Raw genomic sequence first — 13,496 nt, 5'->3', positions numbered from 1 at the left:
CGGCGACCCCGCCACCCTCTGCCGGCGCGGCCTGACCAGGTTGCCCACCGGACCTCATTGAGGATTACCTACATGATCCAAGAGGTGTGCGACCAGCGCGTCCATCCGCAAGAGGGGGCGGCATGGGCACCTGCTGATCAATCGTTCTCCACGTGCAGCGCACGCCCGGAAACGGCAGACGACTCACCCACGACTGGTCAGGTCCGCGCCCCGAAGAAGTCCGGCCGCACTCCCCGCCCACACCTTCCGCCGCACCGACCACCCCGGCAGCTACCACACCCGCTGGGGCACCGACCGCACCGAGGAACCACCCCCTGACATCGGCTCTACGCCGTGTCGCAGACGCAGAGGCATGCGACTTTTAGATTATAGTGACACTCTAACGTCCGCGTCTACCGAGGAAAGAGGACGACCATGTCCACACAGAAGGCCGGGGCGGCGCTCGTCACCGGCGCGACCGCGGGTCTGGGTGCCGCCTACGCCGAGGAACTCGCGGCGCGGGGCCACAACCTGCTGCTCGTGGCTCGTGACCAGGCGCGGCTGGAATCCGCCGCAGCCGGCCTCGCGGAGCGTTCCAGCGTCGAGGTCTCGATGCTGAGCGCCGACCTGTCCACGCCGTAGGGAACGGCGAAGCCCGGGTACCGCCTTCCCTCCGAGGGCGGCACCAGAGGGTCGGCCGTCCGCCGGGCCGCCGCACGCCCTGGCGACCGTCATACCGCCGGGCGGCGGCGACAGAACCGCATCGCCGGCCGGGTGCGGCCCGCCAGGTCAGGAGGGGCGGGACAGGCCGCGAGCTCGGGACCGCGCACGAACCAGCCGCGGGCCGGCGACAATTGACGCACCTCACTACGCGCATGTGCCGCGGCGGGACGTCTGGAGGTCAGGACGCGGAGGCGTACACGTCAGTCGGTCGCCGCCTGACCGCTGTCGGCAGCCCTCGCCACCGCCGCATGCACGGCCTGCAGGATCTCCTCGGACAGGGGTGTGCCCGCGGTCGCACGGGCGAGCAGGATGCCGCCGACGAGGGTGGCATAGGCCGCCAGCCCGGCCTCGCCGGGCGCGATCCACCCCGCAAGCTCCTGGATTCCCCTGGCGTACGTCTCCCGGTGCTCGGGCTCACGTGCCACGTCGCCCGCGAAACCGGCGGCGGGACAACCGGTGCCGGGGTTGTCGCGGTGCTCGACGGAGAAATAGGACTCGAGCAGCGACTGCCACGCCGCCTGATGCCCCCCGGTCTCACGGTCCAGAGCCACGAGGTCCTGCAAGTTGTCGGAGAAGGCCTTGGCGACCGCTTCGTCGACGAGAGCGGCTTTGGAGGCGAACTGCTTGTAAAAGCCGCCTTGAGTGAGTCCGATCGACTTCATCACATCCGCGACGCCGACCTTGGCCACACCGTCCTCGCGGAACAGCCGAGAGGCCGCCAGCACCACTCGCTCCCGGTTGACCTTCGCTTCTGCTTGCGAGACGCGACTCACGTATCACCCTCCGTAATACCGGCCAGCCACTGTCACGTCGGGAGTCGTCACCACGACCAGCCGATCGACACCCACTCTAAGATTACGCCTGCCGTCTATAGCTTGCCGCAGCTCCCTGCCGGCCGGCACTCGCCGCCGATCCGTCGCACCAGCGGATGCGCGCGCGTCCACGCCCCAGAGGGCATGAACGACGCCCCGCATGTAAGATGGCGAGCAGAATCTAATATCGCGTCGCCGCCCGGATCGACCGGGGTCGGCATCCATCTGCTCAAGAGCCGAAGTGGGCCCCTCGGCACATCGCCCGTGACGTCGTGCACCGTTGGACGGTGCGGTCGGGCAGTGGACCCGCGAGAGCGCCATCGGACAGGCACCGATCCTCGTGCTTCAGGGCGAGTGGCGACTGTCACTGAGAAGCCGCGGGACGATCCGGCCGGCCCGCCGCCGATTCCCGTTCCCGTCCGAGCAGCACTGCCCGTGCGGCCGGTCCCCTCACCAGGACCCCGGTCGAGACCCCCTCCGACGGCGATACCGCCCTCCGGGACCGGTCAGGCGAGACCCGCGACATGCCCAGAGAGGAACCGCACAGGAGGCACCCATGACGAGATCCGGACCGCCGACTACGCCACCGGGCAGGTACTCCCGGGAGGGTCACACACACTGGACTGCTTCTCGGTGGAAACGCCGTACCTGCACGCATCCGACATCGTCCGCATGGCCGACCTGCCGTCATCGACCGTGGTGGACATGCTGCCCCCACTGGTCGACCAGAACTTGCTGCGGCATGACGGCCCCTTCTGCAGCGTCGACCTGCGCGTGATCCGGTGGGAAGCCGCAGCCGACGCGGCCTCGGAGCCTGTGACAGCAGCCACGTCCTCGCTGCCGACCCTTCGCGGACCGGACCAAGTGAAGGACGGCGGAACTGTGACGCAAACAGAGCCGCGCAGATACCGAAGACCTCACCGCACCGGCGTGGGCCCTCTCCTGGCCCGTCTGCCTCCGTGGGACACACCAGTCGCCCCCTCGCGCGCACCGCGAACCGCAGTGACCCGCCGATGCGCTGAGGTGGCCACTGTGCGGACCGCCCCCTGACCGGACCATCACCGGTCTGAACGCCGCCCCGCCAAGAGGACCGCTCGCCGGAGACGACCCGCCGGCGAACCCGGCGGGTCGCAACCCCACCCTTCGTCACCGTGACCCTTCGTCACCGTGATGGCACGAAAGCCGCCATGTTGATACGACGCAGCCCTGCCGGAAGAATCCGGTCGCACCCCGGCCTCGTGATGCGCCTCTTCCCGCGCACCCCCGGCACCCGGCGCGCGACCGATGACGGAGCCCGCTCGCTCCCGGGCCCCGAAGTCCCCGAGCGGCCGAAGGCTCGTGGCCGCGGCACCGGACCCCTGGGCTTGCGCGGCCACGTGGTCCCTCCGCTGCTACTGATCGCGGCCATCACCTCCGGTGCGTCGCTCGCCCCGCTCGCGGTTCATCTGTCCCCACTGCTCGTGGCAGCCCCCACGTGCACGGGCACGTTCGCACGAACACGCTTCACGAGCGTCGTCGCGCTCCTGGCAGCCGCGGCAGTGCTCCTCGTGGACCGCCACGACGGCCTGCTCCACTCACCACTGCTGCCCATTCACATCGGAGCAGTCCTCATCGTCTCCGCGTTCGTCATCGCCTCCCGGACCGTGCACGACCGCGACCTGCGTGAACTGGCCCAGGTACGGGCCGTCTCCGAAGCAGCCCAACGGGTGCTGCTCCGGCCGATCCCGGCGGAGCTGGGCCCCCTCCACGTCGCATCGATGTACCGCGCCGCGGCGGCACACGCTCTGGTGGGCGGCGATCTGTACGCAGCCGCCCGCACCGCGCACACCACACGCATCCTCATCGGAGACGTCCGCGGAAAGGGCCTCCCGGCCATCGACGACGCCTCCGCCGTCCTAGGCGCTTTCCGCGAGTCAGCCCAGCAGTACCGCACGCTCCCGGAACTCGCGGCCTCCCTGGAACGCAGCGTTCGCAGGCACCTGAGTGAGCTGACCCGTATCGCCCCTGACAGCAGCGAGCGGTTCATCACCGCCCTGCTGATCGAACTCCCCGACGACGAAGAAATCGCCAGAGTGGTCAGCTGCGGGCACCCGCCGCCTCTGCTGCACCAGGGCAGCCGGCTCACCCTGCTGCCCGTCACCCAACCCGCCCCGCCGCTGGGGCTCTCAGCAGACACTCCCCACGCCTTCCGCCTCGACACCGTCGCCTTCGGTCCCGGAGACACCCTGCTCCTGTATACCGATGGCCTGGCAGAGGCCCGCGACTCCGCAGGTCGCTTCTTCCCCGTCCTCGAACGTGCCGAGACATGGACGTGGGACTGCCCCAGCCGCCTGGTACAGCACATCAGCGTCGACGTGGACCGGCATGCGGGCAAGAACCTCCAGGACGACCTGGCCCTTGTCGCTGTCCATCACCCAACGCACCCCGCCCACTCCGAACAGGCGCCACCGTGAACTTCCACAGTCCGAAGTCCCGCACGCCCGCGCAGACAACTCCGAACCATGCGCCGCACGCCATGCGCACCATCTCACGGGCTCTGCGCACGACATCAAAAGCGACGGTGACGAGGATGGCCACGCCCAGACTCCTCCTGCTCCGGCATCCGAGTACACTGCTCGCCGTCTATCTCTCTGCGGCCTGCGCACTGCAACTGAACGCCTCTGCAGTGGGCTTGGTCCGCTGGTCGGACTACTCGGTCCTGGCACCCCTGATAGCGGCAGCGCTGCTGCCCATCAGGCACACCCTGATCGTCGGAGCCTGCACGCTGGCGACCAGCGTGGCCATCTACGGTTTCACGATCCGGGGTGTGTCGGAGGGCGGCCGGACGGTTGTCGTCACCGCGGCCTTGCTGTCTCTGGTCGTGAGCCTGTTCATCTGCCGAGTCCGGATCCGCCATCAGGCCAGGTGCGCCTTCGCCGCGCCTCCCCCGGGCGGTGAGGAGAAGGGCCGCATCGCTCCTGCACCACGCCAGGACGCCGGCAATCTTTGCGCGTCCCTGCTTGCCGGGGGACCCCCGACCGGGCACCTCCCGCAACTGGCGGCGGTGGAACTCGCGTACGACCGGGCCGATGACGGAAGTCCGCAGGCCCATTGGCTTGACGCCATCCCACTGCCCGGAGCCCGGGTGGCGCTGGTGGCCGGCAGCGTGACCGAGCACGGGGAACCGGCCCCCGCCCTGGTGCCCGAACTCCGCGCCGCGGTACGAACCCTGGCGGACATCGACATGCAACCGGACGAGACACTGACCCACCTCCAGGACGTCCTCCACCGGCTCCGACCGGACGAGGCCGGCCACGACGTCACGGCAAGCTGCCTGTACGCCATCTACGACCCCATCACGGCAGACTGCACCTTCGCCTCCGCCGGCCACCCCGCCCCCGTCGTCATCAGCTCCGAAGGTTCACCCATCGCCGTCGACCTTCCCTCCGGGACACCGCTCGGACGCGCGCGGACGCATGTCGCGACCGCGGAGATCCGGCTCGGCAAAGGCAGCGTGCTCCTGCTGCACACGCACTCCGCGAAGCCAACCGGTTCCGGGTCCAGGACCGATGGATCCACCGTGCCCGGACGACGCATCGAACCACAGTCCTCGCTCGCAGCCACCTGCCATACCGCCCTGCAGGCCCTTGCGGCAGAGGGTGGCCCCCGTCAACTGCGTGTGCTCGCCGCACGAACCCGCACACTCGACACCACCACCGTGGCCACGTGGGACCTCACCGCCGATCCAGCGGCCGTCTCCGCCGCGCGCAAACATGTCACCGCCCAGCTGACGGACTGGGGCCTGGACGACGCGACCCCCACCACCGTCCTGATCGTGAGCGAGCTGGTCACCAACGCCATCCGCCACGCCCAGCCACCGCTGCATCTCCGCCTGATCCGCTGCGACACCCGTCTCACCTGCGAGGTCACCGACGGCAGCACCACCACTCCTCACCTACGCCGCGCCCGCACCCTCGACGAAGGCGGCCGCGGGCTCTTCATCGTCGCGCAACTCACCTGCCGCTGGGGCACTCGCCACCACCCCGAGGGCAAGACCATCTGGGCCGAACACACCTCGCAACACGAAACATAGGAGGAGACACACCGTACGTCGCCTCAGAGGAGGTGCCCCTCCGGGTCGACGTGCGTCTTCGGCGCGGGCGCGCCTGACGGATCCTGAATGCCGGAGGGCAGCGGCGCAGAGCGAAGAGGTGGTCACCGCGGCCGATCCTGCGTGCTCGGCGCGGTGACGGAGACATTCACCTACCCGGGGCCGGGTCACCGCCGACCACTTAGATTATTGCTGTAATACACTCCGGGGGTCGGCCGGGCCGCACCGTATGTGGCCGCCGCCACCTATGCGGAAACATTCACAGGCGCTGGATGCAGCGGACTCACGTCCATTCGTTCCGGCACCATCTCCTGAGGGACCTCACATGACTTTTGACGATGCGTTCGCACGAGTGTCGCCCACGGAGGCAGAGGAACTGACGTCACGGGTGAGCGGCCCGGTTCTGCTGCCCGGCGACGAGGGCTACGAGGCCGAATGCCGGATCTACAACCTGAACGTTCCGGTGGAACCGGCTCTGGTAGTCGGTGCCGCCGGCGCCGCCGACATACAGGCGGCGGTCGGTTTCGCCGCGCGCCAGGGCCGGCCCGTGGCGGTGAAGACCACAGGCCACCAGCAGGTCAGCCCCGCCCGGGGCGGGATTCTGATCAGCACCCGTCGTATGAAGGGCATCGTCATAGACGCCGCCGGACGGCGCGCACGCGTCGGGGCCGGCGCGATCTGGCAGGAGGTGATCGACGAGGCCGCCGCCGTCGGGCTCGCCCCGGTGAGCGGCTCGGCTCCGCTGGTGGGCGTGGCCGGCTACACCCTCGGGGGTGGACTCAGTCCGGTCTTCGGCCGGAGCCGGGGATACGCGGCGGATCATGTCCGCTCGCTGGACGTGGTGACCGCTGACGGCGAGTTGCGGCATGTCACGGCGGACAGCGATCCCGAACTCTTCTGGTCCCTGCTCGGAGGCAAGGGCAATTTCGGCGTCGTCACCGCGCTGGAGTTCGACCTGTTCCCCTTGACCCACTTCTACGGCGGCGGCATCTACTTCCCCGGCGAGCACCTCGCCGATGTGCTGCGCGCCTGGCGCACCTGGCAGTCGGAGATGCCCGAGGAGATGTCCTCCTCGCTGGCCGTGCAACGGCTGCCCGAGTTGCCGGAGCCGCTGCGAGGGGCGTTCGTGGTGCACGTGCGGATCGCCCACCTCGGTCCGGCGGCCGAGGGCGAGCGGTTGATCGCATCCCTGCGCGCGGCCGCCCCGGCGCTCATCGACACCGTGGGCGAGATGCCGTACACCGCCATGGGTGCCATCCACATGGACCCGCCGAAGCCGATGCCCTATTTCGACCGCACGACGATGCTGCGGGCGTTTCCCGCCGAGGCCGCGGACAAGCTGATCGAACTACTGGGTCCCGACTCGGACTCCCCGCTGGTGAGCGTCGAGATCCGCACGCTCGGCGGCGCACTCGACCGCGAGCCCGCGGTACCCAACGCCGTCTCCAGCCGAGGGCTTCCTTTCGTCCTCTTCGGTTTCGGCGTGGGCGGCCCGGACCAGGCCAGGTTCCTGAGCGGCGGACTCGACGAGGTCATGAACGCGATGGAGCCCTGGGCGGACGGGCGCAGGATGGTCAACTTCCTCTCCGTCGAGGAGGCCACCGACCCGGAGCGGCTGAGCGAGGTCTACGGCGCCGAGCGCTACCTGCGCCTGGCTGCCACGAAGAAGGCCTACGACCCCACCAACATGTTCCGGGTGAACCACAACATCCTGCCCGGCTGACGGGGCACGGCCGCCGGGATCGGGCTTGATACCGGATCGGCCTGTCGGGCCCCATGGACGCCCGGGGTCGGGAGCCACCAGGGGGATGACTTGCTCCGGCAATGAGCGGCTTGTCGGTCCACTGAGGAGTGCCCCCGGGCTCAAACCGAGCACGTGGAGACCGGAGCTCCTGCCGCAGCGGTACGGCTGCGGCAGGAGCCCGCTCAAGTAGTGCCGGCCCGGACGGGCGGAGGCGGACTGCCGGTGGGCGGCGGTGACCACGGCCTTCGCGCGGTGAACCGCGGTGAACAAGGCGTCGAGCGAAGGCGTCACGAATGCCGTCATGGGCCGGAACCCGAGTGGCGACGATGCCGTCGGCGGTCACCCCGACGTCGGCGCCCTCGAAGACGAGTACGGCCGGCCGCCCGGTCGGCCCTTGGGGCGCTGCGCCGGAAACCCTGACCGGACGCCGCCTTCGGAGTGAGCTCCGCCACCTGCGCCCGGGCGGGGGCACAAGTTCAGTCGGCCGCCGCGACCGCGCCCCCGATGAGGCGGCGAGCGGCCGCGTCGGTACGGGCGACGTCATGGGTCACCAGGCGGTCCTGGCACAGACCGCGCAGGCCGGAGACGAGGAGCGTGGCCCCTGCCTGCGCCTGCTGCGGCGAGTGCCCCAGCCGGACGTACGCCGCCGCGATGGGGCCGACCATGACCTCGACGGTCTCGGCCGCGGCCTCGCCGTACTGCTCGGGATCGGTGGCGGCCAGGCTGAGCAGCTGCAGCAGCATGCGGATCGGCCCGGACTGCTCCCCGACGGTCATCGCTTCCCACAGGGCATGGGCAGCCTCACGCAGTCCCGCGGTGTCGCTGACGTCGTCGAACATCGCGTGGGCGTCGGGACGGCTGACGGCCAGCGCCTGGGCCAGCAGATTCTCGCGGCTGCCGAAGTAGTAGAGAAGCATGCGCTTGGTGGTGCCGATCGACTCGGCGAGCGGACTCAACGACATCTGCGCGACGCCGTGGTGCTGGAGGTGGTGCACCACCTGCTTCAGCAGCTCGGCGCGCTTTTCGGCATTCACGGGGCGAGGCACGGCTTTGACTGTACCGACCGATACGCGTATGGTCCACCGACGTAGACGTGCCGATCGGTACATTTATGGAACGGCGCCATGGCGACGGTCGGGCGCGGGCGGCCGGGAGGAGCGCCGTGAAACTGGTTGGACCGCGGGTGGTACAGGACCACCGGCACCGAAGAGGCGGCCGTCGGACCGAGCGTCCCCCCGGCGTCACCTTGGCCAAAGTCCTGGCCGAGACCCTGACGATCCCGGCCCTGCTCTTCCTCGGCCTGCTGTTCTGCTTCCCCATGGCCTTCCACCAGCCTCAGCCCGACCACGCGAAGCTCGTGATCGCCGGTGCCCCGGTGGCGGGCAAGGTCGACACCGCTCTGCAGCGGCAGCATCCCGGCGGGTTCGACGTCACCGCCGTGACAGACGCCCGGGAAGCCCGCCGGGCGGTACTGGACCGGGACGCCGTGGCCGGCTTCGCCGCGCAGGGCAAACACGCCGTGCTCTACGTGGCCGGGGCCAACGGAGTGAGCCTCGAGCAGGCCCTGGCCAAGGGCTTCACCCAGCTTGCGGCGCACAACCACCAGAAGCTGACGATCACGGACGTGGCGCCCACCGTGAGCAAGGACGGACTCGGCACGACCCCGGTGTATTTCGCGATCGCCTGGAACATACCCGGCTACATCCTCGCGACGTCCCTGCTGCGGGCGGTGACCCTCAACCGGCGCAAGAAACTGCTGACGGTCGCGTGCTTCGCCGCTGTCTTCAGCGCCGTGGGCTTCTTCGTCGGCGTGGGGCTGGGCTACCTGCCCAACTCCCCCGCCGCCCTGGCGATCGCCTTCTTGCTCACCACGGCGGTGGGCACGTTCTCCCTCGGCATGGCGCCTTTCGTCAGACACTTCTTCCCGCTCGCGGGCCTGGGACTGTACATCGTGCTGAGCGTTCCCTCCAGCGGCCTGGTCCCCGTCCAGCTGCTGCCGCGGTTCTTCCAGGGCCTGCACGCCGTCATGCCCCTCGGCAACGCGGTCGACGGCCTGAGGGGGGTTCTGTACTTCGACAATGCGGGCGTGCTCCGGCCGGTCCTCGTGCTGTGCGCATGGATCACGTCAGGTATGACCCTGCTGGCTCTCGACGCGTGGCGGCACCATCGCACGGCCGCACGACAGGGAGGCGAGGACGAACAGGAGGACATTCCGGAACCGCCGGTGGAGGACCCCTCCGTGGAGGCGCCCGTGCCCACGGCACTTCCGGTCCGCCCCCATCACTTCGGCGAGCTGCTGCCGATGCTGGAGGGCACCGTCCACGACGGCGAACAGCAGGCCGTCCGCCATGCCGCAGTGACCGTCATGGACACCAGCGGCCGTCAGGTCGTGCGAACCGCGACGAACGCGCGGGGCGAGTACGCCGTGACCGGTCTGCCCGAGGGATACGTCAATGTGGTGGTCTCGTACCCCGGCCGCAACCCACTGGTGCACCAGAAGCTCCTGCAGTCCGGTGTGGCGGTCCGGGCCGACTTCACCCTGCACGACCGGCGCGACGGGACGACTCGCGCGGCGGCTCAGCTCCTCGGTCCCCCGGCGTAGCCGCAGTGACACGTGCCCCTGGCTGAGAACGCGGCCCGGCGCCGTCTTCCTCGCCCCGTGACCGACCCCGCGACCGGACAGGTCACCACGCGGGTGGCCATGGCAGGTGATCGGCATGTGGATGTTCCCCATGGCGATCGCCTGCGGGAACACCTTCGTGCACAAGCCGAGCAGCAAGGCCCCGTCCGCGTCCGGGCGGCCTGGCGTCCCGGGGGGGGCGGATTCCCGAGAGCAGTGACGCCTGTGTAGCGGTGAACCACCACACACAACTGGGGAAGGCAACCGGCGGCAGGGTCTCTTTCGCCGGACGCAATCAGAAGAGGGGTGCGCGATCGACGCGGGCCCGGATGGAGGCAGACACGTATGTCCGAGAAGAACCACGCCACGGTTGCGGTCACCGGGGTGACCGGGGCGCTGGGCGGCCGGATCGCGGCCCGGCTCGCCGACCGCGGCGTCCCGCAACTCCTCGTCGGGCGCAACCCCGACCGCATGCCTGAACTGCCTGGCGCCCAGCGGCGCGGCCCGGCCGCCTACGCCGACGCTCGCGCCATGCGCAAGGCGCTCGAGGGCGCATCGGCCCTCGTCCTGGTCTCCGCACACCGCACGGGCCGCCGGCTGGAGGAGCACGCCAGTGCGGTCGAGGCCGCGATCGCGGTCGGCGTGGACCGGGTTCTGTATGTGTCCCTCGTCGGCGCGGCGCCCACCGCCACGTACCTCAACGCCCGCGACCAGTGGCTGACCGAACAGTTCCTGACAGGGGCCGGGATCCGCCACACGGTGCTCCGGGCCGGCTTCTACACGTCGACGCCGGCCGCCCTCGCGGACGAGGAGTTCGTCGTCAGCGGCCCGGCGAACACCGGCCGGGCCGCCTTCGTCACCCACGAGGACATCGCCGACGTGATCACGGCCGTCGTCCTGGACGAGGGTCCGCGCTCCGAGCACGACGGCGCGACCCTCGAGATCACCGGGCCCGAGGCCCTGACCCTCGACGAGGCGGTCACCCGGATCGCCGCGGTCACCGGCCGGCCCTACCGCTACGAACCCGAGACCCTTGAGCGAGCCTTCGCACGACGCTGGCGACGGGGCATGAGCGGGGCCCAGATCGAAACCTGGATCTCGTGGTACCAGGCGATCGAGAAGGGCGAGATTTCCACAGTCACCGACGTCGTCCCACGGCTCACCGGCTCACCGGCGACCCCGATCTCGGACGCAGCCTGGTGGCCCGCACCGAACACGGCGCGCGGCACCGCCGAACTCAGGCGGGGCTGAAACTGAGAAGGTGTCGATGCGACAGCTCCGCGCTGGATGCCGCCGATCCTGGTTGCACAAGGCCATGCCGAATCGGCTCCGGCGTGAAGCGCACATGTCGCACTCGCGCCACGAGACGGACAGGTATCCGATGAGGTCCCGTCAGCCGACGGATCACGGCGCAGGCGGCAGTTCCGTCCAGCCCTGGTCAGGAACGATGTGATTGCGCCTTCCGGGTTCGGCGGGCGTCTCGGCTCTGCCAGCGGCGACCCGCCGAGGCCGTTCTTGGTCTTGGGTGTTGCCGGCCACGTAGAAGCAGCGGACTGTGCGGCCGGTTCTCACTTCACGTCGCGATGGTTCTCATGCCCGGTGGCCAGCCAGGCCAGAAGCCAGGGCTCCAATTCGTTCTCGGGCACCTCATGGCTCGCTTCATTTTCTGGAGAGTCGAAAACCGAGGCGGCGCACTCCTGGGTGGGGGGGCGGCACGGAGAGCGGGTTTCCGATTCACCCGGCGTGAGGCCCCGAAACGGGGACGTAGCGCTCATCGTGCCGGCACTCCTCAGTAGTAACTACCGACACCACCAGTGTCGGTCGGCTCGTCCGTTGACGGTCAGGCATTCCCGTACGGGCGCACACGAGATTCAACGACGAGGCGAGACTTGTCAGGCGTCGAAGCGATCGGGATCGGCGGCCTTCCAGTCCGCCGTCCACGACTCGGGCGGCTCGATCAGCAACTGCCCCGGGACCAGCCAGTCGTAGAGCTCCGCGTAGGACCGGACAGTGACCGGGTCCACACGCCGGCGCAGCATGTGCGGGCGCAGCTCGGCGGGTTCGCTCACACCCAACGAGGCGATGATCTGCTGTGCGCTCCTGACCGTGGCGGAATGAAAGCGGTGGACCCGAGCCGATTTGTCGTCGACGTTCAGTGCGCGTGCGCGGCGCGGGTCCTGTGTGGCGACACCGACGGGGCAGGCGTTGGTGTGACAGCTCTGCGCCTGAATGCATCCGACGGCGAACATCATGGCGCGTGCCGCGTTGGTGAAGTCCGCCCCCTGCGCCAGGCGCTTGACGATGTCGGCTCCCGTGGCCACCTTGCCGCTGGCGCCGATCCTGATGCGGTCCCGCAGGCCGGTGCCGAGCAGGGCGTTGTGGACGGTGATGAGCCCCTCGGTGAGTGGACTGCCGAGGTGGTCGGCGAACTCCAGCGGGGCCGCTCCGGTGCCGCCCTCCGCCCCGTCCACGATGATGAAGTCCGGTGTGACGCCCTCGTCGATCATGGCCTTGCACACCGCCAGGAACTCGCGCCGAGAGCCCACGCACAGCTTGAAGCCGACGGGCTTGCCCCCGGCCAGCTCACGCATCTCGGCGATGAACCGGATCAGTTCCCGGGGTGTACCGAAGGTCTGGTGAAAGGGAGGCGAGACGACGGTCCGCCCCTCGGGGACCCCGCGCACACGGGCGATCTCGGCGGTGACCTTTTCGCCGGGCAGCACCCCGCCGATGCCGGGCTTGGCTCCCTGAGACAGCTTGAGTGACACGCACTTCACATGATCGTGAGCGGCTTTCTCGGCGAACCTCGCTCGGTCGAAGTCGCCGTTCTCGGTGCGGCAGCCGAAGTATCCGGTGCCGATCTCCCACACCAGATCCCCACCGTGGCGCAGGTGGTACTCCGACAGGCCGCCCTCGCCGGTGTCGTGCGCGAAGCCTCCCAAGGCGGCACCCCGGTTCAGAGCGAGGACGGCGTTGGCGGACAGCGAACCGAAGCTCATCGCCGAGACGTTGAGCAAGGACATGTCGTAGGGCTTCGTGCAGTCCGGGCCGCCGACGCGGACCCGGGGCTCCTTCGCTCCCACCGGGAGGGGCCTGATCGAGGTCTCGAAATACTCGTAGCCCTCGGCATAGACGTTCCGCTCCGTTCCGAACGGCAGCTCTGCTGCACCTCCTTTGGCACGCTGGCACACGAGACTGCGCACATCCCGGTCGAACGGGCGGCCGTCGTAATTGCGTTCAATGAAATACTGCTGCAGCTCCGGCCGGATCGACTCCAGCATGAAGCGGACATGCCCGAGTACCGGATAGTTGCGCAGGATCGAATGACGCCTTTGGGACAGGTCATGAATGCCGACTCCGGCTGTCGCCGCGCACAGCACGGCGGCCGGCCACCACCAAGGGGAGACGGTCGACGCCATGGCGCCAAAGACGACCGCGACGGCTCCGATGAATCCGATCACGACGGTTCTGATCATGTGTGGTACGCACATCTTTCCGGGTATACGCGGTACACGGGCAAACGCCCGT

General features: G+C 69.4%; 9 protein-coding genes and 1 pseudogene. 7 read left to right on the top strand and 3 right to left on the bottom strand.

Annotated features, from left to right (window positions below):
* The first annotated feature begins 414 nt into the window (after positions 1-414).
* A complete protein-coding gene (locus LQ326_RS03165) occupies positions 415-621 on the top strand; it encodes an SDR family NAD(P)-dependent oxidoreductase (protein WP_234532099.1) in 207 nt (68 codons plus the stop codon).
* Positions 622-902: 281 nt separating this feature from the next.
* Here the strand turns inward: LQ326_RS03165 and LQ326_RS03160 are convergent, their stop codons facing one another.
* Entirely contained in the window at positions 903-1,430 is a 528-nt protein-coding gene (locus tag LQ326_RS03160; RefSeq protein WP_234532098.1) for a TetR/AcrR family transcriptional regulator, read from the bottom strand.
* A gap of 1,544 nt (positions 1,431-2,974) precedes the next feature.
* On the opposite strand from LQ326_RS03160, the gene LQ326_RS03155 reads away from it, so the two are divergent.
* The 3 genes from LQ326_RS03155 to LQ326_RS03145 all read left to right on the top strand — a co-directional run bounded on the left by LQ326_RS03155 (position 2,975) and on the right by LQ326_RS03145 (position 7,327).
* Positions 2,975-3,967 carry a PP2C family protein-serine/threonine phosphatase gene (locus tag LQ326_RS03155; protein ID WP_234532097.1) on the top strand — a complete coding sequence of 331 codons (993 nt, stop codon included), beginning with the start codon at positions 2,975-2,977 and terminating at the stop codon, positions 3,965-3,967.
* A gap of 116 nt (positions 3,968-4,083) precedes the next feature.
* Complete coding sequence (locus tag LQ326_RS03150; RefSeq protein ID WP_234532092.1) at positions 4,084-5,586, top strand: ATP-binding SpoIIE family protein phosphatase; 1,503 nt, start codon at positions 4,084-4,086, stop codon at positions 5,584-5,586.
* A gap of 406 nt (positions 5,587-5,992) precedes the next feature.
* Positions 5,993-7,327 carry an FAD-binding oxidoreductase gene (locus tag LQ326_RS03145; protein ID WP_234532090.1) on the top strand — a complete coding sequence of 445 codons (1,335 nt, stop codon included), beginning with the start codon at positions 5,993-5,995 and terminating at the stop codon, positions 7,325-7,327.
* Between the two features lie 497 nt (positions 7,328-7,824).
* Here the strand turns inward: LQ326_RS03145 and LQ326_RS03140 are convergent, their stop codons facing one another.
* A complete protein-coding gene (locus LQ326_RS03140; protein ID WP_234532088.1) occupies positions 7,825-8,394 on the bottom strand; it encodes a TetR/AcrR family transcriptional regulator in 570 nt (189 codons plus the stop codon).
* 200 nt (positions 8,395-8,594) lie between these two features.
* Here LQ326_RS03140 and LQ326_RS03135 point away from each other — a divergent pair, with 200 nt between their 5' ends.
* The 3 genes and pseudogenes from LQ326_RS03135 to LQ326_RS03130 all read left to right on the top strand — a co-directional run bounded on the left by LQ326_RS03135 (position 8,595) and on the right by LQ326_RS03130 (position 11,219).
* Positions 8,595-9,950, top strand: coding sequence for a carboxypeptidase regulatory-like domain-containing protein (locus tag LQ326_RS03135; protein WP_234532086.1), 1,356 nt, complete (start codon positions 8,595-8,597; stop codon positions 9,948-9,950).
* A gap of 106 nt (positions 9,951-10,056) precedes the next feature.
* Positions 10,057-10,143 (top strand): annotated as a pseudogene (locus tag LQ326_RS48560) (aldehyde dehydrogenase family protein); the annotation flags it as partial.
* A 170-nt stretch (positions 10,144-10,313) separates the two neighbouring features.
* A complete protein-coding gene (locus tag LQ326_RS03130; RefSeq protein ID WP_234532085.1) occupies positions 10,314-11,219 on the top strand; it encodes an NAD(P)H-binding protein in 906 nt (301 codons plus the stop codon).
* Positions 11,220-11,860: 641 nt separating this feature from the next.
* Here the strand turns inward: LQ326_RS03130 and LQ326_RS03125 are convergent.
* Positions 11,861-13,387, bottom strand: coding sequence for an FMN-binding glutamate synthase family protein (locus LQ326_RS03125; RefSeq protein WP_372496729.1), 1,527 nt, complete (start codon positions 13,385-13,387; stop codon positions 11,861-11,863).
* Positions 13,388-13,496: the final 109 nt, after the last annotated feature.

Source organism: Streptomyces shenzhenensis (assembly GCF_021462265.1).
Classification (GTDB): Bacteria; Actinomycetota; Actinomycetes; order Streptomycetales; family Streptomycetaceae; genus Streptomyces; species Streptomyces shenzhenensis.
Note: the sequence above shows the minus strand (reverse complement) of the source record. Positions and strands in the feature narration are given on the sequence as shown.

Excerpts from the sequence above, each read along its gene's own strand:
- LQ326_RS03165 (WP_234532099.1), top strand. The coding sequence starts at position 415 with ATGTCCACACAGAAGGCCGGGGCGGCGCTCGTCACCGGCGCGACCGCG.
- LQ326_RS03150 (WP_234532092.1), top strand. The coding sequence starts at position 4,084 with ATGGCCACGCCCAGACTCCTCCTGCTCCGGCATCCGAGTACACTGCTC.
- LQ326_RS03130 (WP_234532085.1), top strand. The coding sequence starts at position 10,314 with ATGTCCGAGAAGAACCACGCCACGGTTGCGGTCACCGGGGTGACCGGG.
- LQ326_RS03125 (WP_372496729.1), bottom strand. The coding sequence starts at position 13,387 with ATGGCGTCGACCGTCTCCCCTTGGTGGTGGCCGGCCGCCGTGCTGTGC.